General features: G+C 66.8%; 20 protein-coding genes and 1 riboswitch. Of the genes, 4 read left to right on the forward strand and 16 right to left on the reverse strand.

From position 1 onward, the window contains the following. Nucleotides 1–1,169: 1,169 nt before the first annotated feature. The 6 genes from ABQY64_RS16925 to ABQY64_RS16950 form a co-directional block, all read right to left on the reverse strand. On the reverse strand, nucleotides 1,170–2,750 hold the full coding sequence (locus tag ABQY64_RS16925; protein WP_349779437.1) for a CocE/NonD family hydrolase: 1,581 nt from the start codon (nucleotides 2,748–2,750) through the stop codon (nucleotides 1,170–1,172). A 289-nt stretch (nucleotides 2,751–3,039) separates the two neighbouring features. Continuing rightward, nucleotides 3,040–4,014: a thiamine-phosphate kinase gene (gene thiL, locus ABQY64_RS16930; RefSeq protein ID WP_349779436.1), complete on the reverse strand. Its 975-nt coding sequence runs from the start codon at nucleotides 4,012–4,014 to the stop codon at nucleotides 3,040–3,042. 110 nt (nucleotides 4,015–4,124) lie between these two features. Further along, complete coding sequence (nusB, locus tag ABQY64_RS16935; protein ID WP_016902286.1) at nucleotides 4,125–4,604, reverse strand: transcription antitermination factor NusB; 480 nt, start codon at nucleotides 4,602–4,604, stop codon at nucleotides 4,125–4,127. Continuing rightward, a complete protein-coding gene (gene ribH, locus ABQY64_RS16940; protein ID WP_005997267.1) occupies nucleotides 4,601–5,065 on the reverse strand; it encodes a 6,7-dimethyl-8-ribityllumazine synthase in 465 nt (154 codons plus the stop codon). The genes nusB and ribH overlap by 4 nt, the downstream gene beginning before the upstream one ends. A gap of 257 nt (nucleotides 5,066–5,322) precedes the next feature. Next, nucleotides 5,323–6,462: a 3,4-dihydroxy-2-butanone-4-phosphate synthase gene (gene ribB, locus ABQY64_RS16945; protein WP_039525502.1), complete on the reverse strand. Its 1,140-nt coding sequence runs from the start codon at nucleotides 6,460–6,462 to the stop codon at nucleotides 5,323–5,325. Then, the gene (locus ABQY64_RS16950; RefSeq protein ID WP_349779435.1) at nucleotides 6,459–7,061 is read right to left on the reverse strand and encodes a riboflavin synthase; all 603 of its coding nucleotides are present in this window, start codon (nucleotides 7,059–7,061) and stop codon (nucleotides 6,459–6,461) included. Before ABQY64_RS16950 ends, ribB begins: the two co-directional genes overlap by 4 nt. A gap of 162 nt (nucleotides 7,062–7,223) precedes the next feature. After that, a riboswitch (FMN riboswitch) is annotated at nucleotides 7,224–7,402 on the reverse strand. A 218-nt stretch (nucleotides 7,403–7,620) separates the two neighbouring features. Between ABQY64_RS16950 and ABQY64_RS16955 the strand changes: the two genes are divergently transcribed. After that, nucleotides 7,621–8,244 (forward strand): outer membrane beta-barrel protein, encoded by a 624-nt coding sequence (locus ABQY64_RS16955; RefSeq protein WP_349779434.1) that lies wholly within the window; start codon nucleotides 7,621–7,623, stop codon nucleotides 8,242–8,244. Between the two features lie 95 nt (nucleotides 8,245–8,339). Here ABQY64_RS16955 and ribD read toward each other — a convergent pair whose 3' ends face one another. From ribD to ABQY64_RS16980, 5 genes are all read right to left on the reverse strand, one after another. Beyond that, nucleotides 8,340–9,434: a bifunctional diaminohydroxyphosphoribosylaminopyrimidine deaminase/5-amino-6-(5-phosphoribosylamino)uracil reductase RibD gene (gene ribD / locus ABQY64_RS16960; protein ID WP_349779433.1), complete on the reverse strand. Its 1,095-nt coding sequence runs from the start codon at nucleotides 9,432–9,434 to the stop codon at nucleotides 8,340–8,342. After that, a complete protein-coding gene (locus ABQY64_RS16965) occupies nucleotides 9,431–9,916 on the reverse strand; it encodes a GNAT family N-acetyltransferase (RefSeq protein ID WP_349779432.1) in 486 nt (161 codons plus the stop codon). Before ABQY64_RS16965 ends, ribD begins: the two co-directional genes overlap by 4 nt. Further along, the gene (gene nrdR / locus ABQY64_RS16970) at nucleotides 9,913–10,437 is read right to left on the reverse strand and encodes a transcriptional regulator NrdR (RefSeq protein ID WP_006453216.1); all 525 of its coding nucleotides are present in this window, start codon (nucleotides 10,435–10,437) and stop codon (nucleotides 9,913–9,915) included. The genes ABQY64_RS16965 and nrdR overlap by 4 nt, the downstream gene beginning before the upstream one ends. Before the next feature lie 101 nt (nucleotides 10,438–10,538). After that, a complete protein-coding gene (gene glyA, locus ABQY64_RS16975; protein ID WP_047127243.1) occupies nucleotides 10,539–11,792 on the reverse strand; it encodes a serine hydroxymethyltransferase in 1,254 nt (417 codons plus the stop codon). A 183-nt stretch (nucleotides 11,793–11,975) separates the two neighbouring features. After that, nucleotides 11,976–12,488: an RcnB family protein gene (locus ABQY64_RS16980; RefSeq protein WP_039525491.1), complete on the reverse strand. Its 513-nt coding sequence runs from the start codon at nucleotides 12,486–12,488 to the stop codon at nucleotides 11,976–11,978. A 226-nt stretch (nucleotides 12,489–12,714) separates the two neighbouring features. Here ABQY64_RS16980 and ettA point away from each other — a divergent pair, with 226 nt between their 5' ends. Further along, a complete protein-coding gene (ettA, locus tag ABQY64_RS16985; RefSeq protein WP_039512462.1) occupies nucleotides 12,715–14,376 on the forward strand; it encodes an energy-dependent translational throttle protein EttA in 1,662 nt (553 codons plus the stop codon). A 60-nt stretch (nucleotides 14,377–14,436) separates the two neighbouring features. Here ettA and def read toward each other — a convergent pair whose 3' ends face one another. Then, nucleotides 14,437–14,952 carry a peptide deformylase gene (gene def / locus ABQY64_RS16990; RefSeq protein ID WP_024940593.1) on the reverse strand — a complete coding sequence of 172 codons (516 nt, stop codon included), beginning with the start codon at nucleotides 14,950–14,952 and terminating at the stop codon, nucleotides 14,437–14,439. A 165-nt stretch (nucleotides 14,953–15,117) separates the two neighbouring features. Beyond that, on the reverse strand, nucleotides 15,118–15,540 hold the full coding sequence (gene arsC, locus ABQY64_RS16995) for an arsenate reductase (glutaredoxin) (RefSeq protein ID WP_024940594.1): 423 nt from the start codon (nucleotides 15,538–15,540) through the stop codon (nucleotides 15,118–15,120). Between the two features lie 684 nt (nucleotides 15,541–16,224). Between arsC and ABQY64_RS17000 the strand changes: the two genes are divergently transcribed. Beyond that, entirely contained in the window at nucleotides 16,225–16,638 is a 414-nt protein-coding gene (locus ABQY64_RS17000) for a post-PEP-CTERM-1 domain-containing protein (protein WP_024940595.1), read from the forward strand. Continuing rightward, complete coding sequence (locus tag ABQY64_RS17005) at nucleotides 16,631–18,289, forward strand: PA domain-containing protein (RefSeq protein ID WP_349779431.1); 1,659 nt, start codon at nucleotides 16,631–16,633, stop codon at nucleotides 18,287–18,289. The genes ABQY64_RS17000 and ABQY64_RS17005 overlap by 8 nt, the downstream gene beginning before the upstream one ends. 236 nt (nucleotides 18,290–18,525) lie before the next feature. Here the strand turns inward: ABQY64_RS17005 and ABQY64_RS17010 are convergent, their stop codons facing one another. Genes ABQY64_RS17010 through bcsB form a run of 3 tightly spaced genes read right to left on the reverse strand, consistent with a single transcriptional unit; the run spans nucleotide 18,526 to nucleotide 26,536 of the window. Further along, a complete protein-coding gene (locus tag ABQY64_RS17010; protein WP_349779430.1) occupies nucleotides 18,526–23,061 on the reverse strand; it encodes a cellulose synthase subunit BcsC-related outer membrane protein in 4,536 nt (1,511 codons plus the stop codon). Beyond that, entirely contained in the window at nucleotides 23,043–24,224 is a 1,182-nt protein-coding gene (gene bcsZ, locus ABQY64_RS17015; protein ID WP_166773161.1) for a cellulose synthase complex periplasmic endoglucanase BcsZ, read from the reverse strand. Before bcsZ ends, ABQY64_RS17010 begins: the two co-directional genes overlap by 19 nt. Beyond that, nucleotides 24,221–26,536, reverse strand: coding sequence for a cellulose biosynthesis cyclic di-GMP-binding regulatory protein BcsB (gene bcsB, locus ABQY64_RS17020; RefSeq protein WP_349779429.1), 2,316 nt, complete (start codon nucleotides 26,534–26,536; stop codon nucleotides 24,221–24,223). The genes bcsZ and bcsB overlap by 4 nt, the downstream gene beginning before the upstream one ends. Nucleotides 26,537–26,552: the final 16 nt, after the last annotated feature.

The raw sequence follows: 26,552 nt of genomic DNA on the forward strand, positions 1-26,552 counted from the left end.
GCGAGGGTGGGCGGGCAAGGGCCCTGCAGCCAAGCCGCAGATCAACCGCTCTACAACTGATCTATCCGCGCTATCCAGGCCTTCGGAGTACGACGCCCAAAGCGCATAGAGACTTGGAACCGTGACGTCGTTTAGGCGCGATCAGATGCTTGAACCAAAAACTTGGTCAGTCGACTGCGCGGTGCCCTCACCGCTTGCGGGACACGCCGTGAATCCGTCCATGGAGGCTCCTTGGCGGCATCCATGCCGCCAAGGGTCCCGCAACCGGCAAGGACACCGCACCAGGAAGTTTTTAGGTTGCTTCATTGAAAGTCTGCTGATTGCTTTGCTCGGCTCGTCTTGGACAACTGACTGGGAATGCTGCTGTACAAAAACGCATGTCATGCCTCGCTTGCCTACGCACACCGACCATCTCGACCGGTCCTTGCCCGCCCACCGTCGCGGGACCTTACGCGGCATGGATGCCGCGTAAGAGCCTACATGGACGTACTTGCGGCGTGTCCTGCGAGGGTGGGCGGACAAGGGCCCTGCAGAGCCGCAGGTCTGCCACTCTGCAGCTGATCTAGAAGTTTTCGCAGCTAGTTTTTTTCAAAGGCTGGCTGTTGCTGTGCTTGCTCTGCTTACTCCGTGAAGCTAGTCGAACGTGCGGTGATTCAACAACGCATGTCATGCCTCGCTTGCCTACGCACACCGACCATCTCGACTGGTCCTTGCCCGCTCACCGTCGCGGGACCTTACGCGGCATGGATGCCGCGTAAGAGCCTACAAGGACGTACTTGCGGCGTGTCCCGCGATGGTGGGCGGGCAAGGGCCCTGCAGCCAAGCCGCGGATCAACCACTCTACAACTGACCATCCGCGCCATCCAGGCCCTCGGAGTACGACGCCCAAAGCGCATAGAGACTCGGAACCGTGACGTCGTTTAGGCGCGACCAGATGCTTAATTCAAAAACTCGATGAGTCGACCGCGCAGCACCCTCATCACTTGCGGGACACTCCGTGAATCCATCCCTGGAAACTCAGTGGGCGGCATCCATGCCACCAAGGGTCCCGCAAGCGGCGAGGACAGGGCACCTGAGAGTTAATCGATACTTTCCAAAGCTTGCGCGTTGCTCGGCTTGCATTGAACGATGACCGGACCCTGCGCTATCCGAGTTAGCCCAGCGCAGCGTTACCGCAGCGGCACGTTCAATACCGATGGCGTTGCCGCCGGCGAGGTAAACGTCACTGTGCCACCGCCATCGCTGGCATCGGTGTAGCGCACGTCCTGCGTGTCGATCACCAGCACCAGGCGCTGCCCTGCCGGAATCTCCGCAGCAGCCGCTTGCAGCGGCCAATCCAGTGTCACTGCGCGGCCTGGCGTGGCCCCGCGTAGCGAGTACGGCGCATGCGTGATCAGTTGCGCCACGCCTAGCGCGTCCATGCGATACAGATAGGCGAACAGGCTCACTTTCGATTGGCTGGGTATCACGGTCACGCGCAGCGATGGACTGCCGGCCAGCCGCCGTAGCGTGTTCGATGGCGCACCCACCCACACTGCCGCGCCGATGCGATTGACCAACGGAATCGACGTGGTGACCGGCACACCGATGCCTTGCAACAGGCCACTGACCAGGACCACGCCCGAGTCGGCCAACGTCGGCACATCGGTGGCAATGCGCGATTGCCATCCGCTGGCGGTGCCGCCGATCAAACCGCCTGTCGGGCTGAGCAATCCGGAAGGTGCGGATAGGCCCAGGCGCGTGTTGCCTTGCTGCACCGACGCCCAGTCCGCGTACTCCAGCCATTGCCCCGCGCGCGGCGACAACCGCACCGGCGCTTCGCTGTCCACGCCGTTACGCAGCTGCTTGAGATGACGATCGAACCAGCGCGTGGTCGCCGTGTAGACCTCGTTGGGCAGGCCGAGCGCGCCCGGCAGTTCTGCGGTGGCGTGATCGCCCTGACTGAGCAGCAACTGCTTGGGCCCGCGCAACTGATTGAAGAATGCGATGGTCTGGTTCGGCGGAAACAGGCCGTCGTTGAAGGCATTGCCCAGCAGCACCGCCGTGCCACGCGCATTGAGCGCGGCCACATCGCTTGCCGGGCTGCGCGACGCGGCCTGCGGCAGGAAACCCTGCACGGCGCCGTCGTAATCGCCAACGGCAACCCGTGTGCTGATATGCGCCAGATCCGGGCCGGGACGTCCGGTCAACGCGCCGGCACCGACCAATAGCCCAACGCCTTGCTGGCTGACGGTGCGGTTGGAATACAGCGACGCTTCAAGATCGGCCCAGCCGCTGAGCGCAGCCACGGCCTTGATGCGCGGATCGCGCTCGGCCGCCAGCAGGCTGATGCCCGCGCCATACGAGATGCCCGACGCACCGATCGCATTCGCATTGGCCGGCGTATGCGCCAGCGCCCAGTCGATCACCGCGCTGACGTCTTCCACCGTGTCGGCGCCGGCGATATCGATCTGCCCGGCCGAATCCCAGAACCCGCGCGAGGTATAGCTGACGACCACGTAGCCATCGCTGGCCAGCTGGGTCGCGCGGCCGAGGTATTCCAGATTCGGCAACGACCAACTGGCCGGCATCACGATCAGCGGAAACGGCCCACTACCCTGCCCTTGCGGCACCAAGACCAACGCGCCCATCGGCGCGCCGTCCCAGCCGGGAATCCGTTCGTAGGTCTTGCTGAAAGCGCCCGCCACCGCCGACGCCGATGCCACCAGCAACGCCAGTGCGGCGATGCCTCCGATCCAAGGCTTGTTCATGGTTCTCTCCCACGCAAGGCCGGGCCGGGATAGCCCAGCGGCAACTGCCATGCATCCGTGGTTCGGGGGAGAACGTCGCGAACGTACCAGACGGTACGGTATGGCTCAAGGGCCGGGATTCGGGATTCGGGATTCGGGATTCGGGATTCGGGATTCGGGTGCGTGCGCGCCGCAGTCGCGGGCCCGGCCGGCAAGTGGAAACAACGTGCGCTTATCGCCTGGCCGCTCCCGACCGGCAGACGTTGGCTGCAACGCAGCACGCCCGCGCAACGCTTCCTGCGCTCCCAGCTCAGCCGACGAAGTGCTGATATCCGCGTTGCGGCGGCTGCCACGGGTTGCCGTCGGCGTCGTGGACCACCACGCCTGGCGTGGCGACGATCTGGCCGATGCGCGCCACCGCGACTCCGGCGAAGTCCATCGCCTGCGCCACCGCGTCACGGTGTTGCACGGCGGCGGTGAAGCACAGCTCGTAATCGTCGCCGCCGCCGAGTTGCCAACCGATGCATTGCAGCGCACTGATCCCGGTACTGCGCGGCATCGCCGGCAGTGCCGCCAGCGCCAGCTGCGCGCCCACACCGCTGCGTTCGCACAGATGGCCCAGATCGGCCAGCAAGCCGTCGGAGATGTCCACACAGGCATGCGCAAGCCCACGCAAGCGCAGCCCGGCCTGCACGCGCGGCTGCGGGCGCAGCAGGCGGCCGCGCCACAGTTCGTGCAATGGATCGGCCGCCGTGCAGGTCACGTCCAGCTGGCCGGCCTGCCATAGCGACAAGGCTGCCGCCGCCTCGCCCGGCGCGCCGGTGACCCAGACGTCGTCGCCCACACGTGCGCCATCGCGACGCAGCGCCGCCCCCGGTGGCAGGCTGCCGATCGCGGTCACCGCACACGACAACGGCCCGCGCGTGGTGTCGCCACCGACCAGCGCAATGTCATGCGCATCGGCCAGTGCAAAGAATCCATCAGCGAACGCGTCGACCCATGCGGCATCATCGTGCGGCAACGACAGCGACAAGGTGCACCAGCGCGGCTGCGCGCCCATCGCCGCCAAGTCGGACAGATTGACCGCCAGCGTCTTCCAGCCCAGATCCTCGGCGCGCGTCTCGTGCGGAAAATGCACGCCCGCATTGAGCGTATCGGCGGTGATCGCCAGCTGCTCGCCCGGCGGCGGCTGCAGCAGCGCCGCATCGTCGCCAATCCCCAACGGCACATCCGCACGCGCCGCAATGCGCGCGCGCAAGCGGGCAATTAGATCGAATTCGGGCATGTAGGCGGGAATCGGGAGAAGGGAATCGGGAATCGCAAAAGCGCGTCAGGAGATATCGGAGATGGTGCTCTTGCGATTCCCCATTCCCGACTCTCCATTCCCGCGGCGCCTCAGGCGCCGCTGGCGCCCGACTCCACCTTGCGCCACTCCACCGAGGCGCGATCCAGCACGCCGTTGACGTAGGTGTGGCCGTGCTCGGAGCCGAAGCGCTTGGCGGTTTCGATCGCTTCGTTGATCACAACGCGGTACGGCACGTCCTGGCGATACAGCAGCTCATAGGCAGCCAGGCGCAGCACTGCGCGCTCGATCGCGTCGACCTCTTCCACGCCGCGATCCAGATACGGCGTCAGCGCGGTGTCGAGCTCGGCGCGGTTGCTCAGCACGCCTTCGACAAGGTTTTCGAAATAGGCCAGATCGGCCACTTCGTGCGCCTGCTCATGCGCAAACTGCGAGATCACCTGCTTGGCGAACCCGCCGGAAATCTGCCAGGCATACACCGCCTGCAAGGCACGCCGACGCGCGCGCGAACGCAGCACCGGGTCGATGCCGTCGCGACGGACGTGGCGGGCGTGTCCACCGGACTTGCTCATGGCAACAACTCCATCAAATTGACCAGTTCCAATGCCGCAAGCGCGCACTCTTCGCCCTTGTTGCCATGGCTGCCACCGGCACGCGCCTCGGCATCTTCCACGCGCTCGACCGCCAGCACGCCGTTGAGCACCGGCACGCCGGTCTGCAGTTGCACGCTCATCAGGCCTTCGGCGCACAGGTCGGCCACGTGTTCGTAGTGGCGGGTGTCGCCGCGGATCACGCAGCCCAGCGCGATGATCGCCGCATGCTGTCCGGATTGTCCCAGGCGGTTGGCGGCGATCGGGATTTCCCAGGCGCCCGGCACGCGGATCACGTCGATGGCGTCCTCGCCGATGCCGTTGCCGGCCAGGCTCTGACGCGCACCGGTGACCAGTGCGTCGGTGATGCGGGCATTCCAGCGGCTGGCGATGATCGCAAAGCGCGCGGTGGTGGGGCGGAGATCGCCTTCGTAGTGGGTCATGCGGGTCGGCAACTCGAGGGGGCGGCAAGTTTAACAGCTGCCGGGGCCTGGCCCGGCCGGTACGTGGCGGCCGGGGTGCCGAAGCAGCCCCGGCCATGTCGCCAGGAAACGATTGTGGAGCGCGCAGCACGGGCTGGGGCGGCTCGCAGCTGGCAGGGTCGATGCGCAACAACCGCAGGAACCGCTCGACCAGCGCGGTTCCTGCTGCGCCTCCGGCAACCACCGGACAGCGGCGGCTCCAGGCCGCCTGCGCTACGTCAGGGCAGCGCGGCCGCCGGCACCGAGCGCACCCCTTCGCCCGCATGGCATTCCAGGTACTCCACCACCTCCAGCCCGAACCCGGCCAGGCCCACCTGACGCCGCGGCGTGCCCAGCACGCGCAGCTTGCCCAGGCCCAGTTCGGCCAGGATCTGCGCCCCGGCCCCGTTGCGCCTCCACTGGCTGACGTCCTTGGCGTTGGTGGCCGCTTCCGGTTGCTGACGCAACCGCGCCAGCAAGGATTCGCTGTCGCGCGGCGCCGACAGCACCACCATCACGCCCTGCCCTTCGGCGGCGATCGCACGCAAGGCATCGGTGGCGGCCACGCCAAAGTCGTCGCGCTGCCAGTGCAGCAGATCGGCCAGCGGGTTTTCCACCTGCACACGCACCAGCGTCGGCGTGGCCGGATCGGCAGTGCCGCGCACCAGCGCAAAGTGCAGGTCGTGGGCGATGCGATCGCGGTAGGTCACCAGCGTGAACGGGCCGAACTCGGTGCTGATCTCGCGCTCGTCCACGCGCTCGACGGTGTGCTCGTTGGCCAGGCGGTAGGCGATCAGATCGGCGATCGAGCCCATCTTCAGGCCGTGCTCGCGCGCGAACACTTCCAGCTGCGGGCGCCGCGCCATGCTGCCGTCCGGGTTGAGCACTTCCACCAGCACGCCGGCCGGTTCCAGCCCGGCCAGCATCGGCAGGTCGCTGGCCGCTTCGGTATGGCCTGCGCGGGTCAGCACGCCGCCGGGCTGGGAGATCAGCGGGAAGATATGCCCCGGCTGGCTCAGATCCTGCGGCTTGGCATCCGGCCGCACCGCGGTGCGCACGGTGTGTGCACGGTCGTAGGCGGAAATGCCGGTGGTCACGCCTTCGGCCGCCTCGATGCTGACGGTGAAGTTGGTCTGGAACTGCGCGGTGTTGTTGCGCACCATCGGCGCCAGGCCGAGCTGCGCACAGCGCTCGCGGGTCAGCGACAGACACACCAGCCCGCGCGCGTGGGTCACCATGAAGTTGATGTCCGACGGCTTGACCAGCTCGGCCGCCATGATCAGATCGCCTTCGTTCTCGCGGTCCTCGTCATCGACGATCACCACCATGCGGCCGGCGCGCAGTTCCTCGATCAATTCCGGAACGGGTGCGAAATTCATGCCGCACCCCGCGTGCCGAGCAGGCGTTCGACATAGCGCGCCACCAGGTCGATCTCCAGATTCACCGCCGCGCCAACCGCCGTCTGCGCAAACGCGGTGTTGGCCACCGTGTGCGGAATCAACGCGACCTCGAAGCCGTCCTCGTCCACTTCGTTGACGGTGAGGCTGACCCCGTCCACGCAGATCGAGCCCTTCTTGGCGACATAGCGCAACACCGCCGGCGGGGCGGCAAACCGCCAGCGCTGCGCGCGCGCATCGCCGTGCACCGACTGCACCTGGCCCAGACCGTCGACATGCCCGCTGACCAGATGCCCGCCGAGGCGGTCGGTCGGGCGCATCGCGCGCTCCAGATTGAGCAACGCGCCTTCCGGCAAGGCGCCCAACGTGGTCAGCGACAGGGTTTCGGTGGAGGCGTCGGCCTGGAAGCTGGCGGCATCGAAGGCGATCACGGTCAGGCACACGCCGTTGACGGCAATGCTCTCGCCCAGTTGCACCGCCTCGAACGGCAGGTTGCCGGTGGCGAAGGTGAAACGCACATCGCCGCCCTGCGGCTGGCGCGCCGCCAGATGGCCGACGCCTTCGATGATTCCGGTAAACATCAGCGCACCCCCATCGTTGATGACGACAGCGCGGACGGGGTGCGGTGGAAGATCGCGACGCAGCGCGACGGGTGACGCATGGACATAGTCGTTTCTCGCAGGAGTTGAGCGAAAAACGCCACAAGGCAAACAGGCGCGCGCACAGCCGCAAGGCTGCGCGTTGGCCGTCTTCTTTCATCCGGACTATACCGTCGGCCCCGGCATCGCACCGGATCTGCTGACCTTGCGCAGCAGGGGTTTCGCGTGGATCCGCTCAACCCTGAAGTGCAAGCGCTCGCGGGCTCGCATGCTTGCGCATGCCTACCGCCGGTGGGGAATCGCACCCCGCCCTGAAGACGTTCGTGAGTACCGGCGAACCGGTGCGCAAAGTCTAACAGGGCACATCGGCGCGATGGCTGAGCGTGGGCCAAGGCTGGCAGGACACTGCGTCATGTGGGGAAATACCCCATAGCCAGGATTGTGAAGGATCTGTTAATTTACGCGCCGCGACGGGAGACGTCGCTTTTTCCCTCCCGCAACGGGACGGAGACACGGACATCAATTCGGAGAGAGACATCCAATGAGTAACACCCTGATTCTGGCTGCCCTGCTGGCCGCCGCACCGTTTGCTGCTTCGGCCGAAGGCCTGAGCTATTCCTACGTCGAAGGCGGCTGGAACCGGACCGAGATCGGTGTAGACGGCGACGCCGACGATCTCGACGGTGGCTACCTCCGAGGCTCCTGGCAGATTGCCGAGCCGGTGTACGTCTTTGCTGGCTACCAGCGCGCGACCGAGAATTACAGCCCGTTTCCTGGTATCACCGCAGACATCACTGTGCAGCAGGCACACGTTGGTATTGGTTATCGCCAGGAAATGACCGAGCGTGTGGAGTTCACCGCCGACGTCGCTGCCCTCCGCAACAAAGGCGAAGTCGAATCGCGCGTCAACGGCCGCAGACTGGGTAGCGCATCGGATTCGACCAACCTGGGCTTCGCCAACCTGGGCCTGCGCGGCAAGCCCTCGCCGCGGACCGAAGCCTGGATCAAGGCCGGCTATATCGACGGTAGCGACGTGGACGAAGGCGAGTTCGTCGGCACCCTGGGTGGTCAGGTCAACTTCACCCGCACCTGGGGCCTGGTCGCCGAAGCGCAGTTCATCGACGACGCCAACCAATACAAGGTCGGCGTGCGCGCGAGCTTCTGATCGACGCGACTCAGATACACCAAGGCCCCGCACGCGGGGCCTTTTTCATGCGCACAACAGCACAGCTGCGCGGTATCGCGCGGGCCATGCAGCGCTCACCTGGCAACAACCGGCGCATAGCGCAGACGCAGATCCTGACCCAGCTGGCGCACATCCAGCAGCTGCAACGCAGCGCGCTGCGCCATCGTCTCGATGCCCAGCCCGGCCAGCAGCGGCCTGGCGGTATCGCCCAGCAGTACCGGCGCCATGTAGACCAGCAGTTCGTCGACCAGCCCGGCCTGCAGCAGCGCACCACCCAGCGTTGCGCCGGCTTCCACATGCACCTCGTTGATGCCGCGCTCGCCAAGCAGGGCCACCACCGCCGGCAGATCGAAGCGGCCGGCTTGCAACGGCATCGCAAGGAACTGCGCATCGTCCAGCGACGGCGCGGCGACATCCTCGCCATGCAGATACAGCGTGGGCGCATCGCCCTGACGCAGGTTCCTGCACGCCAACGTCCGTAGCCCGGCATCGAGCACCACGCGTAGCGGCGGCACGACCGGCGTGTCATCGCCCAGCCGCACCGTCATGGAGGGGTCGTCGGCCAGCACCGTGCCCGCACCAGTAAGGATCGCACCCGCACGTGCACGCCAGCGCTGCACGTCTGCGCGCGCGTCACTTCCGGTGATCCACTTGGATTCACTGCTGGCCAGCGCCGTACGTCCATCCAGGCTGGCGCCGAGCTTGACCCGCAACCACGGCCGCCCACGCTCCACCCGCGACAGAAACCCACGATTCAGCGCGCGCGCCTGTGCCTGCAGGACGCCGCTGAGCACTTCGATCCCGGCCTCGCGCAGCAACGCAAACCCGCCGCCGTTGACCTGCGGAAACGGGTCGGCCATCGCCGCAACCACACGCGCAATGCCGGCATCGATCAAGGCCAGCGCACAGGGCGGCGTGCGTCCGTAGTGCGCACACGGCTCCAGCGTGACGTAAGCGGTGGCGCCACGCGCCAGCGCGCCTGCCGCGCGCAGTGCGAACACTTCCGCATGCGGGCCGCCGGCACGTTGATGAAAGCCCTCGCCTACGCACACGCCATCGCGCACGATCACGCAGCCAACCATCGGATTGGGGCGGGTGGTGTAGGCGCCACGCTCGGCCAGGCGCAATGCCTGCGCCATCCAGCGGTGGTCGTCGGCCGTTGCGCTCATTGCGGTGCTGCTTGCGGTTGGATGCACATCACCACGATCTGCATCGGCCCCAGCAGTAATTCTGCATGCGTCTGCCAGCCCAGCCGCTGATAAAACGGTACCAGCACTGGTTGGCAATACAGATACAACGCCGGCACGCCCATGCGCGCGGCGGCCTGCACGCAGTGCGTCACCAGCGCCTCGCCAATGCCCTGCCCGCGCGCCTGCGGCTGCACGTATAGCGACGCCAGCCATGGCGACCATTGCCGGATACGCGAATCGTCGTTTTCCAGCAGGCTGACCGACCCGAGCCACTGCGCCTGATCAAGCGCCACCCACGTGGTCGGGATCACCCCGTCGCGGGTGTGGCTGCGCAACTCGCTCAAGGCCTGATCGAAATTCCAGTCCGGCAATAGACTGCCGAAGGCCTGCAGGTGCGCCTGCGCGATGGCGGGCAGCAGCTGCGGCGTGTCGGCCACGCACGCGATGCGCATCGCGCTCACCGCTTGCCGGGCTTGCCGGCGCGCTCCAGGGCCGCTTCCAGCAACGGCAACTGCTCGATGCCGACCGGGAGCTCGCGCTCGAGCTTTTCGATTTCCTCGCGGAAGTCGGCCACGTCCTGAAAGCTGCGGTACACCGAGGCGAAGCGCACATAGCCCACATGATCCAGCTTGCGCAGCTCGACCATGACGTATTCGCCCACCCGCAGCGAACCCACCTCGCGCTCGCCGGACATGCGCAACTGATGCACCACCGCGCGCACCGCTGCTTCGATCTGTTCTTCGGACACCGGGCGCTTTTGCAGCGCGCGGTCGAAACTGGTGCGCAGCTTGCGCGCGTCGAACGCCTCGCGCCCGCCATCGCTCTTGACCACGGTCGGCAGCTTGAGTTCGATCGTTTCCAGGGTGCTGAAACGCTCGCCACACGCCTCGCACTCGCGACGCCGACGAATCGTCGTCCCGTCTTCGGACACCCGCGAATCGATCACGCGGGTATCGTTGTGCTGGCAGAAGGGGCAGTGCATCAGGCGTCCGGGAATAGGGAGAGGGGAATAGGGAATCGGAACAGCACGGCTATCGCAGCGTTGCTTTTACCATTCTCGTCTCCCTATTCCCCATTCCCGTATCAGCCATACACCGGATACTTCTTGCACTGCGCGGTCACCGCGTCGCGGACCTTGGCCAGCACCGCTTCGTCGCTGGGGGCGTCGAGCACATCGGCGATCCAGTTGGCCAGGTCGATGCTGTCCTGCTCCAGGTAACCACGGGTGGTGATTGCCGGGGTGCCCAGGCGCAGGCCGGAGGTGACGAACGGCGAGCGCGGGTCGTTGGGCACCGAGTTCTTGTTGACGGTGATGTGCGCCTTGCCGAGCGCGGCCTCTGCATCCTTGCCGGAGACGTCGCGGCCGATCATGTCTACCAGCATCAGGTGATTTTCGGTGCCGCCGGACACGATCTTGTAGCCGCGCGCGATCAGCGTGTTGGCCATCGCCTGCGCGTTCTTGACCACCTGCTGCTGGTAGGTCTTGAATTCCGGCTCCAGCGCTTCCTTGAACGCCACCGCCTTGGCCGCGATCACGTGCATCAGCGGGCCGCCCTGGATGCCGGGGAACACGATCGACTGCAGCTTCTTCTGCAGCTCTTCGCTCGCGCCCTTGGCCACGATGATGCCGCCACGCGGGCCGCGCAGGGTCTTGTGCGTGGTCGAGGTGACCACGTGCGCATGCTCCAGCGGGCTCGGATACACACCGGCGGCGACCAGGCCGGCCACATGCGCCATGTCCACGAACAGATACGCATCGACGCTGTCGGCGATGGCGCGGAAACGCGCCCAGTCGATCTTCTGCGAATACGCCGAAAAGCCGGCCACAACCATCTTCGGCTTGTGCTCGGTGGCCAGACGCTGGACCTCGTCATAGTCGATCAGGCCCTGCTCGTTGACACCGTACTGCACGGCGTTGAACAGCTTGCCGGAGACGTTGACCTTGGCGCCGTGGGTGAGGTGACCGCCATGGGCCAGGCTCATGCCCAGGATGGTGTCGCCGGGCTGCAGCAGCGCCAGATACACCGCCTGATTGGCCTGCGAGCCGCTATGCGGCTGCACGTTCGCATAATCGGCGCCGAACACCTGCTTGATGCGCTCGATCGCCAGCTGCTCGGCAATGTCGACGAACTCGCAACCACCATAGTAGCGCTTGCCCGGGTAGCCTTCGGCGTACTTGTTGGTCAGCTGGCTGCCCTGGGCTTCCATCACCAGCGGGCTGCAGTAGTTTTCGCTGGCGATCAGCTCGACGTGATCCTCCTGGCGGCCGGCTTCAGCAGCGATGGCCTTGGCCAGTTCGGGGTCGTAGGTTTCCAGTCGGACGTCGCGCGAGAACATGCAGAGCTCCGGGGCAGCTGTTGCCAGTAGGGGCGCAGATTGTAAGCCCCCGCATGGACAGGTGACCAATTGAGACGCTGGCGAGGCCAGGCGCGCCATGGCGGGTTCCGCCCTGAACGACAAAGGCGCACCGGAGTGCGCCTTTGCGGATGCCCTGCCCGCTGGCCGAGCCAGCGCCGAGGCCTAGTTGTTGAGCACCAGGTCGGCGATCACACCGGTGGCAATGGCCACCAGCAGCAGATTGCCGGTGTTGTCGCGCTGCCACCGGTAGCCATACGGCGGGCGGCGCAGGTTGTAGCGGTCGTAGTCGTTGATCACGTAGACCGGGCCGTGGAAACGCTGGCCGCGGGCCCACGGCGGCGGGCCGGCGCGGTAGTAGCTGGGGCGATCGTAGACATAGACCCGGTTGCGGTCGTAGCGACGGTCCTGATAGCGGGCATCGCGATAGCCCTCGCGGTAGCCATTGCTGTAGTAACGGCGGTCATCGCGGCGGTCGGCCCGGCGCTCGTCATGCCAGTCGCGGCGGTCGTTGCGCCAATTGCCACGGTAATCGCGGTCGCGGTCGCGGTGATCGTCACGGTCATGACCACGACGGTCGTGGCCGCGGCCCCAGTCGTCGGCAAACGCTGCCGGGGCCACGGAGCCCAGCGCCAGGATGGAGGAAAGCACAACAGTCACGATGCGTTTGCGGTTCATGGGATTGCTCCTGTCTGCGATGTCGCAATTTCATTAAGGCGCTGGCCGCCTTAACGCATTCTTGCTGGAATCGATTACGAAAACGCCCATTCAGGTGAACGGTAGGCTGCCGTTTAGCTACCGCCGCGCCGCCGCGAGCCAGGCCGCTTGCCCGTATAATCGGCGCAATCCCTTTTCCGCTGCCTCCGGCCCCGGCCGGTGGGCTGCCTGCGTCCACGGAGCACCCATGTCGCAATACATCTACACCATGAACCGCGTCAGCAAGGTGGTCCCGCCCAAGCGGCAGATCATCAAGGACATCTCGCTGAGCTTTTTCCCGGGCGCCAAGATCGGCCTGCTGGGCCTGAACGGCGCCGGCAAGTCCACGGTGCTGAAGATCATGGCCGGCGTGGATACCGATTTCGAGGGCGAAGCCCGTCCGCAGGCCGGCATCAAGGTCGGCTACCTGGCGCAGGAACCGCAGCTCAACCCCGAGCACACCGTGCGCGAAGCGGTCGAGGAAGGCGTGGGCGACGTGCTGCAGGCCCAGGCCGCGCTGGATGCGGTGTACCTGGCCTATGCCGAGGAAGGCGCCGATTTTGACGCCCTGGCCAAGGAACAGGAACGCCTGGAAGCGATCCTGGCCGCCGGCGACGCGCACACCCTGGAAAACCAGCTGGACGTGGCCGCCGATGCGCTGCGCCTGCCGCCGTGGGAGGCGGTGGTCGGCAAGCTGTCCGGTGGTGAAAAGCGCCGCGTGGCGTTGTGCCGGCTGCTGCTGCAGAAGCCGGACATGTTGCTGCTCGACGAACCGACCAACCACCTGGACGCCGAATCGGTGGAATGGCTGGAGCAGTTCCTGGCGCGCTACACCGGCACCGTGGTGGCGGTGACGCACGATCGCTACTTCCTCGACAACGCCGCCGAGTGGATCCTGGAACTGGATCGCGGCCGCGGCATTCCGTGGAAGGGCAACTACACCGACTGGCTGACCCAGAAGGACGAGCGCCTCAAGCAGGAAGACAACCAGGAAAAGTCACGCCAGAAGGCGATCCAGAAGGAACTGGAATGGTCGCGCCAGAATGCCAAGGGCGGCCGTACCAAGGGCAAGGCGCGTCTGGCCCGCCTGGAAGAACTGCAGTCGGTGGACTACCAGCGCCGCAACGAGACCAATGAAATCTTCATCCCGCCGGGCGAGCGCCTGGGCAATGCGGTGATGGAATTCAAGAATGTCTCCAAGAAGTTCGGCGACCGCCTGCTGATCGACAATCTGTCGATGATCGTGCCGCCCGGCGCCATCGTCGGCATCATCGGCCCCAACGGTGCCGGTAAGTCGACCCTGTTCAAGATGATCACCGGCGCGGAGAAGCCCGATTCCGGCGAGATCGTGGTCGGCCCGACCGTGCAGCTGTCGTACGTGGACCAGAGCCGCGACAAGCTGGAAGGCAACCACAACGTGTTCCAGGAAATCGCAGGCGGCCTGGACATCCTCAACATCAACGGCGTGGAGATCCAGTCGCGCGCCTACATCGGCCGCTTCAACTTCAAGGGCCAGGACCAGCAGAAGATGGTCGGCTCGCTGTCCGGTGGTGAGCGCGGTCGTCTGCACATGGCCAAGACCCTGCTGCAGGGCGGCAACGTGCTGCTGCTCGACGAACCGTCCAACGACCTGGACATCGAGACCCTGCGTGCGCTGGAAGATGCGTTGCTGGAGTTCCCGGGCAACACCTTCGTGATCTCGCATGATCGCTGGTTCCTGGACCGCATCGCCACGCATATCCTGGCGTTTGAAGGCGACTCGCACGTGGAGTTCTTCCAGGGCAACTACCGCGAGTACGAAGAAGACAAGCGCCGCCGCATGGGCGATGACGCAGGTCCCAAGCGTCTGCGCTTCAAGGCGCTGAAGTAAGCATGACAAGGGCGCCGCAAGGCGCCCTTGTCACATCCGGGTGCAGCTGCGACCGATGGCCTACAGGTCGTAGGACAGCACGTCTTCGAAGCCGAAGGTGTCGAAGTTCTCGATCCGCGAGGGATACAGGCGGCCGACCAGATGGTCGTACTCGTGCTGCACCACGCGTGCGTGGAAACCTTCGGCCTCGCGCTCGATCGGGCTGCCGTCCGGCGCAAAGCCGCGGTAGCGAATGTGGCGATAGCGCGGAATGACCGCACGCAGGCCGGGAATGGACAGACACCCTTCCCAGCCGTTTTCCATCTCCTCCGACAACGGCTCGATCTGCGCATTCGCCAACGCGGTGCGCGGCACTGCCGGTGCGTCGGGATAGCGTTCGCTGGCTTCGAAGCCGAACACCATCAGCTGCAGGTCCACCGCGATCTGCGGCGCGGCCAGGCCCACGCCACGCGCATCGTCCATGGTCTCGAACATGTCGGCCACCAGCGCGCGCAGCTCGGCACTGCCCAGGTTGGTCACCGGCGGCGCCACGCGCAGCAGGCGCTTGTCGCCCATGCGGATAATTTCGCGAATCATCTAGCTGCTCCCGGGAAACGTTGCGGCGATTTTAAGACCTGTGCGGTAGGTGGGGGTGAGGTTGGGGAATCGGGATTCGGGAATCGGGATTGGTAGCTGGGGCGTCAGTGGCGCTGCTTGGCGTTTCGCATCTTGGGATGACTGTGTGTTTCGGGTATCTGTCTATCAGCCCGTTACGCGTTGCCCGGCATCGTCCAGCACGCGTTCGCCGTCTTCCTTGACGAAGCCGCTCGTCGCAGGCGGCAGCAGGTCGAGCACGCGTTCGGAGGGGCGGCACAAGCGCGTCCCCAACGCGGTTTGCACGAAGGGGCGGTTGATCAGGATCGGATGCGTGAGCATTGCGCTCAGCAACGCTGCGTCGTCCAGCGTGGGATCGTCGAGTCCCAGTTCCAGATACGGGGTGCCTTTCTGACGCATGGCCTCACGAACCGGGATGCCGGCGGCGGCGATCAGGGACTGCAGCGTTTCGCGGGTGGGCGGGTGCTGCAGGTAATCGACGATCTGCGGTTCGATGCCGGTATGACGGATCAGGGCAAGCGTATTGCGGGAAGTCCCGCAATTGGGGTTGTGATAGATGACGGCGTGCATGGGGACCTGGTGCGCGGAGTGGTCAAGACTGTAACGCGCTGCGGTCGAATGGCGCGCAGCGTGCAGAGCCAGCGCAGCGTACGCGCAGCCCACGCCGATACCGATGCCGATGTCGATGCCGATGAGCACCAACGCACGGCTAGCGCACGTTGCTGCGACCGCGCTACTTGCGTAGACCAGGCCACTGGCCGGGTCGGAATACAGCCCCTATCCCTCGGGAGAGGGGTTGGGGTGAGGGTACGGGGCGAAGCTCAGGTGCACTCGAATCCCTGCTCTCAACCTCCACCAGGCTTCGCACGTAACCTCATCCGCCCCTTCGGGGCACCTTCTCCCGAGGGGGATAAGGGAATAAGTCGTCCAGATCTTGGCTGGAGCACCTTCTCCCGCAGGGGAGCACCTTTCCCGCAGGGAGGAAGGGAGGCTTCCGGCCCGGTTGGTTCGCGTCAAAAATCTGGCCGATTTGGGTGCCAGCTGCCGCTGCAGCGCCCAGAAATTTCCCCAACGCAAGTGCGGCGATAACCGTTTCAGGCTCTCGCTTCGCATTCAGCGGCCTATATGTCAAAAGATTGACACGCATCACGGATTCATGATTCAGTCATGAACAGACTGAAACGGAAGGATTCCCCCGATGCCGGTGTCTGCACGGCGTCCCTTTTCCCTGTTGGACTCAAGGAAACCCCAACGATGATGAGCTTTCGTAAGCCCGGATGGATGCTGTCCGGAGTGTTGTGTGTCGTCTGCCTGCCGGCCCTGGCCGTGGCGCAAGAGGCTGCAACCAGCAGTTCCAAGGTGGGTATCGATCCCGTCACCGGCAAGCTGCGCCCGCTGACCGACGCCGAGAGCGCGGCGCTGGATCAGCAGGCTGCGTCGGCTGCCCGCAGCAGCGCTGCCCGCACCGCGGTTCCGCAGACCGAATCTGCCGCACGCGCGACCGAGCGACGCCTGCCCAACGGCACCGTGGCGCGCAAGTTGCCGGCCACGCAGATGAGTTCGCTGATGGCGACCCGTCAGGCCGATGGCCGCATCGTCATCGAGCACAGCGAAGACGCCGACACCCAACCCGCCCACGCCGAGCACGGAGCGCTGCCGCATGAATAAGCCCTTGTTGCTGTTGTCCCTGGCGGTGGCTGCGGCCATCGCGCCGCTGCATGCAAGCGCCGCCAACGTCACGCTGATCAATGGCGATGCCGGCACCAGCGTCGGCTTGAACGACCCCACCAGCGCAGCGCCCTTGGGCGGCAACCCGGGGCGCTCGGTCGGCGAGCAGCGTCGCATCGCCTACCAGTACGCGATGGACCTGTGGGGCGCGGTGCTGCAGAGCAATGTCGAGATCAAGGTGTATGCCTCGTTCGCGCGGCTGACCTGTACCTCCACCGGCGGCACGCTGGGCCAGGCCGGCCCGAACTGGATCGTCAACGACTTCCCCGGTTCCAAGCCCAATACGCTGTATCCGTCCGCGCTGGGCGATGCGATTGCCGGGCAGGATCTGGTCCCCGATCCCAGCGATCCGGCCGACGTGTTCTCGCAATTCAACGGCGATCTGGGCAAGCCCGACTGCCTGGCCGGCTCGGGCTGGTACCTGGGCCTGGACGGCAAGACGCCCGAAGGCCAGATCAACTTCCTCAACGTGGTGATGCACGAGATCGGCCACGGCCTGGGTGCGGCGGGCTTCCTCAACAAGACCACCGGCGTGCTCGGCTCGGGCAGCGGCCTGACCGACGTCTACACCGCGCAGGCCTTCGACAACGTGCAGAACAAGCGCTTCGACGATCCGGCCATGACCAACGCGCTACGTGCCGAAGCGATGCGCACGCCGGGTCGTACGGTGTGGGCCGGCACGCGCGTCAACCGCGAGGCGGCGCTAATCCTGGATCCGCGCACCCTGTTGCAGGTGAGCGCACCGGCCAGCGCGGCGGGCAAGTTCGAGGTGGGCTTTGCCAGCTTCGGGCCGCTGGCCACGGCGGCCAATTTCCCGGCCCGCGCAGTGGTGACGGTCAATGACGGGGTGGCTGCCGCATCGGCCAGCGATGGTTGCGAAACGCCGTTCGTCAACGCGGCCGAGGTGGCCGGAAAGGTGGCGCTGATCGACCGCGGCACCTGCGCGTTCGCGATCAAGGTCAAGAACGCACAGCTCAACGGCGCGGTGGGCGTGATCGTGGCCAATAACGCGGCCGGCGTACAGACAATGGGCAATGCCGCCCCGCCGATCACCGACATCACCATCCCGGCGATCATGGTGTCGCAGACCGATGGCGCGCGGCTGAAGGGCAGCGCCGGAGTGGTGGCGGCGTTGTACGAAGACCCCGAGCTGTTGCAGGGCACCGATACCGCGGGCCGCACGCGGCTGTATTCGCCCAGCGTGGTGGCCGGCGGGTCGACGTTCTCGCACTTCGATACCGACCTGCAGCCGAACGCGTTGATGGAACCGTTCGATACGCCGGAAGTGCAGGCGCATCTGAACATCGACCTGACCCCGGCGCTGTTTGCCGATATCGGCTGGACGCTCAATCGCGGGCTGGCCAAGCTGGGCAACTGCAATACGCTGGTGCCGACGCTGGAGACCGGCGGGCTGATTCCCGGCGCCAACATCTCGGCCGAAAACAGCCTGTGCAAGTCGCAGAATGCCGGCAACCGTCTGGGGTACCTGACCTGCATGGACGAGCACGCACGCGAGTTGCAGAACCAGGGTGCGATCAGCCGCATTCAACAGGCAGCGGTGTTTGTCTGTGCCACCAAGGTGCGCCCGTAACAACAGGCGCAGTCTGCAGGCAATCGATGCAGTGCGAACGGCGCCGGGAGGCGCCGTTCGTTTATCCGTGCTCACACTGTTCGAGCTGCGCCACACGCGGCGATGTCCATGCCCCACCGAGAGCGCGCGCGCCAGCAAGCGTGTACAGCGCGCAGCAAAACGCCGGCCAGAGACACCCACCACAGCGCAGACCAACCGCCACGGCCAGAGGGCCGCGCAGTCGGTCTGCCTTGTCCTCAACGATCGGCAGCGTATGGCGAGGTCAGCACCTGTGGCGCACGACCCAGTGCCGCACCCAGGCGATCCATCACGAACCGCAGATAGAGATTGCTGCTGAACTGGTTGTAGTCGCGCGCATTGTTGAAGGTCATGCGCCCGCCCAGGAACAGCTGCGGCGCCACCTGCCATTCGGCCGCGCCACTGAGGTTGTAGGACACGCCGGTGCGGCTTTCGCCCGCATACACCGGGTCGGTGTAGCGGTTGACCAGCCCGAGCAAGGCCGCCAGCGAAGCGGCATCGTAGGCAGCCTGCTGCAGGGTGGGATCGGTCGGAAAATACGGCGAGGCGTCGGTGCTGAAGTGCTGCACACCGATGCTGGCATCGACCTTCCAGTTCACGGTCTGCCCTGCGCTGCGGCCGCTCCAATGCACCGGGAAACCGAGGTCCACATAATCCTGCGGGCTGAAATAACCGCCGTGCCCATAGGTGAAGCCGCTGAGGTTCCTGTCGTACTGCATGGCGGTGAGATTGACGCCGGCCGTGAGCGACTGGTGCCGGGTTTCCAGTGCATGCACGTAGAAGCCCAGGTCGAGCTGGCGCTGGTCGTTGTCGGCGACGTTGTTGCCGAGCAAACGGTGCGCGGCAAGATTGGCATAACCGCCCAGCAGCCCATTGTCGGCAGTGGCCGACAATGACACGCCATTGCTGGTCACCCCGCCCCATTCGCGGCCGCTGCGTGCATCCTGCGCGCCGGCGAACGACAGCACGCTGTCGGTAACCGCGCGCCGCGAGGCTTCGGCCGACCAGCTCACCGCATCGCCAAGCTCGCCGCGATAGCCGACGCCGCCGATGAGGTTCTGTTCCTGGAAGCCGATCGGGGTGCTGCCGATGTCGGCACTGAACCCGCCATTGCGATAGCGCACACCGACGCCCACCCCGGTGTCGTCCTGGCTGAGCCGGCGCGCGCCGTTACCGGTGGCGGCCATGGTGTTGAGCGTGGCCGCCAGCCCGGTCGGAGTCTGTTGTGCGGCGGCCGTGCTGCCGGCCAGCGCGCGCAACGCGGCCGCATCGCCGGCAGCCAGCTGTTCGCTAAGCGCGGCGTTGCCGAGGATGTCGCGCGCCAGTTGGGCGATCGGCGTGTTGGAGGCGTTGATGCCGAGCAGGTAGGCCGGCAACGGTTCATTGGCCAGCGCCGCCACGGCGGCGGCATTGCTGTTGTTGTTCTCGACCAGCAGTTCGTTGAACAGGCCGGTGTTCAAGGCGTAGCGACGCAGACGTTCGCGCGTGGCAGCGGTGTCGCCTTCGGTGGCGAGCAACTGGTACATCGACGAGCTGACCAGCGTATCGATCGGGCCGCGATCGGCCGCCAGCGCATCGTTGATGGCGGTCTGCGGGCCGCTGCCGAAGCGGCTGGCGGTGACGTAATCGGTGGTCAGCGTGCCGGCATCGACGATGGTCGGGGTCAGGGTGACGCCGAGCTTGCCGTCGCCGACCGCGAACTCGGCCTGGACCGGCATTTCGATATCGTCCAGGCGCCCCAGACCGTCTTCGCCACCGCGCGAGCGGTACAACGCGCCGCCGGCGAGGTTGTCGCTGTTTTCCGACTGCACCGCACGCAGTTCGTCGAGCACGCCGTTGCCGCTGCCGAGCGGCGGCAACGCCTGTGCGGCGGGCTTGGTCAGACGTGGACCGGCGTCCGCGGCGATCGGCGCAACCGCGCGCGCGGCAAGCAGCCCGTCGCCGCGCGACGAACCGCGCATGCGGCCGCTGGAGACCGGCAGCATGGCGGGCGCAGTGCCGGCGCTAACCGGCGGCGGCAACGTATCGCCGCCGTTGTCGGCAGACGCACCAATCGGCGCGGCAGTGGCGAACCGTGCAGAGCCCGGAGACGCCGCCACCGGTGCAACGGACACATCGCCATAGGCGCTACCGGCATCCATGCGCTCGGACAACACCGCCGGCGAGCGTGGCATGCCGCCGGTCATGCCGGAAAACGGATTGAGCGGGCGGCTGGAGGACGCGACTGCGGACGGACCACGCGCGGACGGCAGGCCATTGTCCAGTTGCCCGGCCTGACGCTGCTGCGCGGCCAGCGAGGCACGGAAATACTGCTCGGCCTTGCGGTTCTTGCCGGCGCTGCGATACACGCGGCCGGCCGCGGCCAGCACCTCCGGCGACTCCGGTGCCTGCGCCAGCGCGCGTTGCAGGTAATGCTCGGCATTGCGCAGGTCCGACTGCGCGGCCGCACTGTTGGCGGCGGCAGTGAGCGTGTCCAGGTCGTCGGGATGACGTTGCAGGATCTGCTGGTAGATCGCCAGCGCCTGACGCTGGTCGCCGGAGGCGGCATACAGCCGTGCGAGCGCGGCCTGCGCATCGCGGCTGTCCGGCTGCTGGGCCAGGATCGGCGACAGCGCGTCGTAGGCGCCTTCCAGGTTGCCGAGTTCGCGCAGCGCATCCACCTGGCGCAGCGTGTAGGCGCTGCGCAGGCGTTGATAACGACGCAGCTGTTCCGGCGTCAGGGTGGTGGCCTGCAACTGGCGCAGCACCGCCGACAGTTCGGCGTCCTGATGCGCGCGCAGCAGCACGCCGGCATATTGCAGGCGATCTTCGCTGCGCACCGTGGCGCCGGTGACCAGGCGCTGGGCCAGGGTCAGCGCGCGCGGGGCGTTGCCGGCATCGGCATGCGCGCCGGCAAGTGCGGCCAGCAACTGCGGGTCGTCGAGCTGATTGCCCAGCGCGGTTTCGGTGCGCGCCAGCAACTGCTGCGCGTCGCCCAGCCTGCCCTGCTCCACCAGCATCCGTGCCTGACGCGCCTGCAGTTCGATCCAGGCGGTGGTGCGCAGCTGGGTCATTTCCGGCGTGCGCGATGCGACCGGAATGCGCTCCAGGCTGTCGTAGGCGCCCTGCCAGTCGCCGCTTTCCTGCGACAGCAAGGCGTTGGCCTGCAGCGCTTCGGGTTGGTCGCCATGCACGGCGAGCAGGCCATCCATCACGCTGCGAGCCTGGTCGGGGCGGCCGGCCTGTTGGTACAGGCGGGCCAGATCCAGACGGATCCAGGCATCGCCCGGGCGTTCGACCATCGCCGCTTCCAGCTCGGTCTGCGCGCTGACCGCATCGCCGGCTTCCAGCGCCTGGCGGGCACGGGCGCGCTGCATATTGGAACGCAGCAAGGCTTGCCCACCGGCTTTGGCACGCTCTGCGGCAGGCAGGCGATTGAACACGTCGCTGGCTTCCTGCATGCGGCCCTGACGGCTGTACAAACCGACCAGGCCCTGCAGCGCGCCGGCATTGTCGGCATCGTGCGACAGCGCCTTGCGGTAACTGGCCTCGGCGGCGGCCGGGTCGTTGGCAGCCTGCAAGCCGCCCAGCGCCACCTGCGCGGCCGGCTCGTTGGGCAGCAGCTGCACCGCCTGCTCCACCAGCTGGCGCGCCTGTGCCAGATCGCCACGTGTGCGTGCGGCCTCGGCCTGCTGCAGCTGCAGCCAGTAGCGCGCGCTATCCAGCGCACCTTTCCATTTGCCGTTATTCGCCGCCGCCGGGCGCAGCAGCTCCTGCGCTTCGGCAAAGCGCTGCTGACGCAGGCGCACCGAGCCCAGGCCGCCGAGCGCTTCCGGATCCCGTGCGCGGGCGCGCAACACCTGCGTGAAGCGTTGTTCGGCAGCGCCCAGATTGTTGGCGCCCAGCGCGCGGAAGCCTTCGCCCAGCAGCACGCCATTGGGGTCGGCCGGCGCGGCGGTGGCGGCGCTGCGTTGTTCGCGCAGCTGGCCGAGTTTGGCGGTGACTTCCGCATCGGCCGGGGTGCCGGCCAGGAATGCCTGGTACAGCGGCGCATCGGCCATGCCGGCGTTGAGCCACAGCAGCGCCTGGCGCCAGCTGGTGCGCGCCGGCCCGCCGACATCGGTGCGCTGCGCCAGCGTGCGCAGCTGCGCGATGCCGTCGCGGCGGGTGGGTTCGCGGTAACTCAGCACCTGCGCCAGCGCCAGTTGCACGGACGGGTTGCTAGGTTCGCTGGATTGCAGGCGTTGCAGGCCGTCGCGCGCACGCTCCCAGCCGGTGGGAGTACCGGCCAGCGACTGGTAGTACTCCAGCGCCAACGCCGGCGGCGGCGGCTTGCCGGCGAACAGCGCCTCGTAATTGCGCGCGGCTTCCACATAGCGCCCGGCCGCAGCGGCGCGGCGTGCGTTGCGCAGGTTCGGATCTTCGCCGGCAGCGCTGCTGCCACGGGCGCCGATCGCCACGCGCAGGCGCTGTGCCTGCGGCGATTGCGGGTGTGCGGCGTCGAGTTGCTGCAGGCGCTTGCGTGCTTCTGATTGACGGCCCTGCGCCAGATCGATCTGCGCCAGGCCGAGCAAGGCGTCGGGCTGATCCGGATCGACGCCGAGCAGCTTGCGCCAGGTGTCGGCGGCCAGATCATCGCGGCCCTGGTCGTGCCAGTAATTGCCCTGCCCGACCAGTTGCTGGGTGGCGCTGGTCTGCGCCTGCACCGGCGAGGCGAGCAGGCACAGGTCGATCATGCCGACGAGGTACAGCGGGGTCAGTTTTTTGCGGAGCATGCAGGCGTTCTCCAGGCGGGCAGCAGGCGCCCGTCTGCGGCAAAGCGGTAACGGTTCTCAAGCCAGCCCTGTCCGAACAGGGCCAGCGTGCGTTCGAAGTACGGCAGCGCAGCAGCTGCGGCTTGCGCGGCGGCGGGAATGCGCTGCGCCTGCGCCTTGAGCAGCGCGGGCTGGCCCATCGCGCTCAGGTACGGCAACAGCGCGGCAGAAAACCCGACCGGCAATGCGCCACTGCCCACGCCGCGCGCGGTGTCGATCTTTTCCGCAAACGGGGTCTGTGCGGCGAGCAGGTCGGCCGGGCCGGACAGGTCGCGCAGCAAGCCGCTGCGCAGCGGCTCGCCGGCATCGAGCATGCCGGCCCACAGATACACGCGGATCGCGTCGTAGCTGCCGACGTTGCCGCGCTTCGGGTCGGGGCTGAAGCGCTCGCCATCCCACACCGTCCAGTCCGGCGCAAAGCCCACCGGCGCGCTCTCGCGCAACACGCGTGCAGCGTTGCTGGCGATCGCCGCCCACGGCCCCTTGGGGTCGGCGTTGGCGCAGCGCCGCAGCACCTGGATCGGCAGGTAGCTGGGATTGAGCGTCCAGCGCTGCTTCTCGGCAAAGCCGGTGCGGCCGGGCAGCAACATCGCGCCCAGGCCCGGCAGCGTGGCCACTTCCTGCTGGCGCATCAGTTGCAGGATCTGCTGGCCGGCCTTGCCGTAACCGGGCCGGCTCCACAGCCGGCCGGCTTCCAGCAGCGCGTAGGCAATCCACAGCTCGCCATCGCTGGCGGTATTGGCATCGAGCACGCGCCAGCTGCCGCTGCCATCGCGGCCCCACAACCACGCCGGCAGATTCAGATCCGGACGGCCGCCGCACAGGTTGTGGCGGGTCCAGCCCAGCACCTTCTCGAACAACACCTGGTCGTTGTTGACCAGGGCGAAGAACAGCGCATACGACTGACCTTCGGAAGTCGAGCGCTGGTCCGGATTGAGGAAATCCACCACCCGCCCGTCGGGCTGGATGTGCTTGTCGACGAAGGCACTCCACAGCGGCCACGGCCCGCATTGGCCAGCCGCCGCCGCTGCGCGCGTGGGCAGCAACGCGGCCAGGCCGGCCAGCGCACCGGCGCGTAGCAGGCTGCGGCGCGTCATCGTCGCGGCGCTGTCGTGCGCGCTCATGCGCTACCGCCTTCGTTGAGCCGCTCGGCGGCATGCCGGCGCAGCAGCACGCGCGCGGCCAGCGCCAGCAACAGCGCCAGCACCACCACGGTCAACGCCAGCCACACCGGGTGGTGCGAGAAGTACCAGCGCAACCAGGTCGGGAGCGGCAGATGGCCGACGTAATAGGTCTGGTTGCCGACCAGGCTGATGACCTTTTTCTGCTGCAGCAACACCACGCTGCCCTGGAAGTCCTTGAGCAGGGTCGGGTCGAACCAGGCGTCGAACAGCCGGCTCATGTTGGCCGGGTCTTCGCTCTGGAACGCGACCACGCTGCGGCCGGACTTCAACGGCGATTCGAAGCCCATCAACAGCACATCGTCCGGCTGCGGTTGCAGCGCGATTTCGGTGGTGGTCGGCAGGTCGGTGCGGCGCGCATCGAAGGACAGGAAGCCAGGCAGCTTTTCCAGCACCCAATCGGTCAGCGCAAAGCGTGTCGCCTGCCCGTCCTGGCCCACCGGCAGCTGTGCGCGCCATTGCTTGAACAGCGGCTGCGACTGCGCACTGCCGAGCAGCAACAGATCGCGGTCGGCGTGTTGCTGCACCGCGCCGGCGCCGACGATCTGCGCATGCAGCGCCGGATACCCGGTGGAGGCGCCGAAGCGGCCGAGCAGGGTCAGCACATTGCCCAGGTCCTGGTCGCCCGGATTGTCGGGCAGCACGATGGTGGATTCGGACAGATCGGCCAGGCGCGTGAACGGGTAACCGGCATTGGCGAACGCGGCCAGGTTCGGCATCGCCATGTAGTGGTGGAAACCGCTCAGGTCGATGCTGGAATCGGCATCGATGGCGCCGGACACGTCCGGGGAGGTGTTCTTGCACTCCTCGCCTTGCGGGCGATCGAAAAAGAAGTGGAAGCGCACCTGGCTGTTGGCCGAGAACGCACCCACCGGCAATGTCAGATCCTGATGCACCGGCATGCTGCCGCGCGCGCCCAGGCTGTTCCACCAGCGCCTCAGGGTGGACTCGGCGAACGGGCGGCCGGTCAGCGGCAGCGTGGTCACGAACGACTCGTTGATGCTGACGTTGAGCGCGGACTTGTTATCCACGTCCGGCACCGTGTAGCGGTATTTCAGCGCGACCGGAATGCCGTCGCGCTCCCACACGAACAGGTCCGGCGGCAGCTGCAGGCCGACCCGGATCAGGTCCGGGTGATAGCCGCTGACATTGAGCTGGCCGGGCTGGGTCACCAGATCACCGAAGCGCACCGGATGCTGGCTGGACACCCACTTGGGCGCGTCGTACGGCTGACGCGGCGCCGGCGCGCTGATCTCGCCGATGCGGGCGACCGCCCCGGTCAACGGCGCGCGCAAGGCCAGCGCGGTGGCGGCGCGTTGCAGGTCTTCGCTGTTGCGGCCGAGCACCAGCAGCAGCTTGCCATTGGGATCGGTCGGGTTGACCACCACTGCCACGGTCGGGCCACGGATATCGGCCACGCCACTGTCGGCGGTGGCGAACTGCTCCGGCAGCGTGCTGGGCGTGGCGAACACCACTGCGTTGCCGGTGGCCGGCAGCGCTTCGGTCGAGGCCGGGAACACCGCGCCGCGGTAACCGGCCAGTGTGCCGAACCACGAGGCCACCACGCCAGCCGCCTGCAGCGTGGCGTTGTCCGGGCGCTGCGGAAAGTAGAACGGCAATTCCAGCCGGCGGGTGTCGCGCACATCGAAGAACGGCACCGGCAACAACGCCAGGTTATTGGCCAGCGCCAGCGGCGTGGTGGTCAGCGACAGGCTGGTAGCCGCGTCCACATTCGCCCACAGGCTGCTGTGGTCCGGGTCTTCGCACTCACGCGTGTAATGGCCGATCAACTGCAGGTTGAGCTGGTTGTAATCGGTGACCAGGCGCGGGTCGATCGGCAGATCGGCCGAGAGCAGCTTGCCGGCATTGGCCTTGTCGGCCGGCAAGGTGCCCACGGTGACGCCATTGATGGTGACCTTCAGATGCGACAGGTCCGGTAACAGCGCGGGCGAATAGCTGTATTTGAGGTTGAGCGTGGCGGCGGTGACGATCTCGTCGCTGCGCACGCTGAAGGGCACGCCGGCACTGCCCTGCACGCCGCGCAGGGTGATCTCGTAGTCGATGCCGAGCTCGCGCAGGCTGGAGGTGCGGGTGCTGCCGGCCGGCATCGGTGCCGGTGCGGGCGGCGCGCTCGCGGCGGTTCCGGCCTGCCCGGTCAGCGTGGTCGTCGCCGTTGCCGGCACGGCCTGCTGCGCCTGCGCCAGGCCGGTCAGCAGGGTGAGCACACAGGTCAACACGGCCGGGGACATTCGCATCGGTTGCTTCTTGGCA

Source organism: Xanthomonas sp. WHRI 7065, assembly GCF_040203115.2.
GTDB classification, from domain to species: domain Bacteria; phylum Pseudomonadota; class Gammaproteobacteria; order Xanthomonadales; family Xanthomonadaceae; genus Xanthomonas; species Xanthomonas arboricola.

Bases quoted from the DNA above. Each gene is read 5' to 3' on its own strand.
- ABQY64_RS16925 (WP_349779437.1), bottom strand. From the start codon at position 2,750: ATGAACAAGCCTTGGATCGGAGGCATCGCCGCACTGGCGTTGCTGGTG.
- thiL (WP_349779436.1), bottom strand. From the start codon at position 4,014: ATGCCCGAATTCGATCTAATTGCCCGCTTGCGCGCGCGCATTGCGGCG.
- nusB (WP_016902286.1), bottom strand. From the start codon at position 4,604: ATGAGCAAGTCCGGTGGACACGCCCGCCACGTCCGTCGCGACGGCATC.
- ribH (WP_005997267.1), bottom strand. From the start codon at position 5,065: ATGACCCACTACGAAGGCGATCTCCGCCCCACCACCGCGCGCTTTGCG.
- ribB (WP_039525502.1), bottom strand. From the start codon at position 6,462: ATGAATTTCGCACCCGTTCCGGAATTGATCGAGGAACTGCGCGCCGGC.
- ABQY64_RS16950 (WP_349779435.1), bottom strand. From the start codon at position 7,061: ATGTTTACCGGAATCATCGAAGGCGTCGGCCATCTGGCGGCGCGCCAG.
- ABQY64_RS16955 (WP_349779434.1), top strand. From the start codon at position 7,621: ATGAGTAACACCCTGATTCTGGCTGCCCTGCTGGCCGCCGCACCGTTT.
- ribD (WP_349779433.1), bottom strand. From the start codon at position 9,434: ATGAGCGCAACGGCCGACGACCACCGCTGGATGGCGCAGGCATTGCGC.
- nrdR (WP_006453216.1), bottom strand. From the start codon at position 10,437: ATGCACTGCCCCTTCTGCCAGCACAACGATACCCGCGTGATCGATTCG.
- glyA (WP_047127243.1), bottom strand. From the start codon at position 11,792: ATGTTCTCGCGCGACGTCCGACTGGAAACCTACGACCCCGAACTGGCC.
- ABQY64_RS16980 (WP_039525491.1), bottom strand. From the start codon at position 12,488: ATGAACCGCAAACGCATCGTGACTGTTGTGCTTTCCTCCATCCTGGCG.
- ettA (WP_039512462.1), top strand. From the start codon at position 12,715: ATGTCGCAATACATCTACACCATGAACCGCGTCAGCAAGGTGGTCCCG.
- def (WP_024940593.1), bottom strand. From the start codon at position 14,952: ATGATTCGCGAAATTATCCGCATGGGCGACAAGCGCCTGCTGCGCGTG.
- arsC (WP_024940594.1), bottom strand. From the start codon at position 15,540: ATGCACGCCGTCATCTATCACAACCCCAATTGCGGGACTTCCCGCAAT.
- ABQY64_RS17000 (WP_024940595.1), top strand. From the start codon at position 16,225: ATGATGAGCTTTCGTAAGCCCGGATGGATGCTGTCCGGAGTGTTGTGT.
- ABQY64_RS17005 (WP_349779431.1), top strand. From the start codon at position 16,631: ATGAATAAGCCCTTGTTGCTGTTGTCCCTGGCGGTGGCTGCGGCCATC.
- ABQY64_RS17010 (WP_349779430.1), bottom strand. From the start codon at position 23,061: ATGCTCCGCAAAAAACTGACCCCGCTGTACCTCGTCGGCATGATCGAC.
- bcsZ (WP_166773161.1), bottom strand. From the start codon at position 24,224: ATGAGCGCGCACGACAGCGCCGCGACGATGACGCGCCGCAGCCTGCTA.
- bcsB (WP_349779429.1), bottom strand. From the start codon at position 26,536: ATGCGAATGTCCCCGGCCGTGTTGACCTGTGTGCTCACCCTGCTGACC.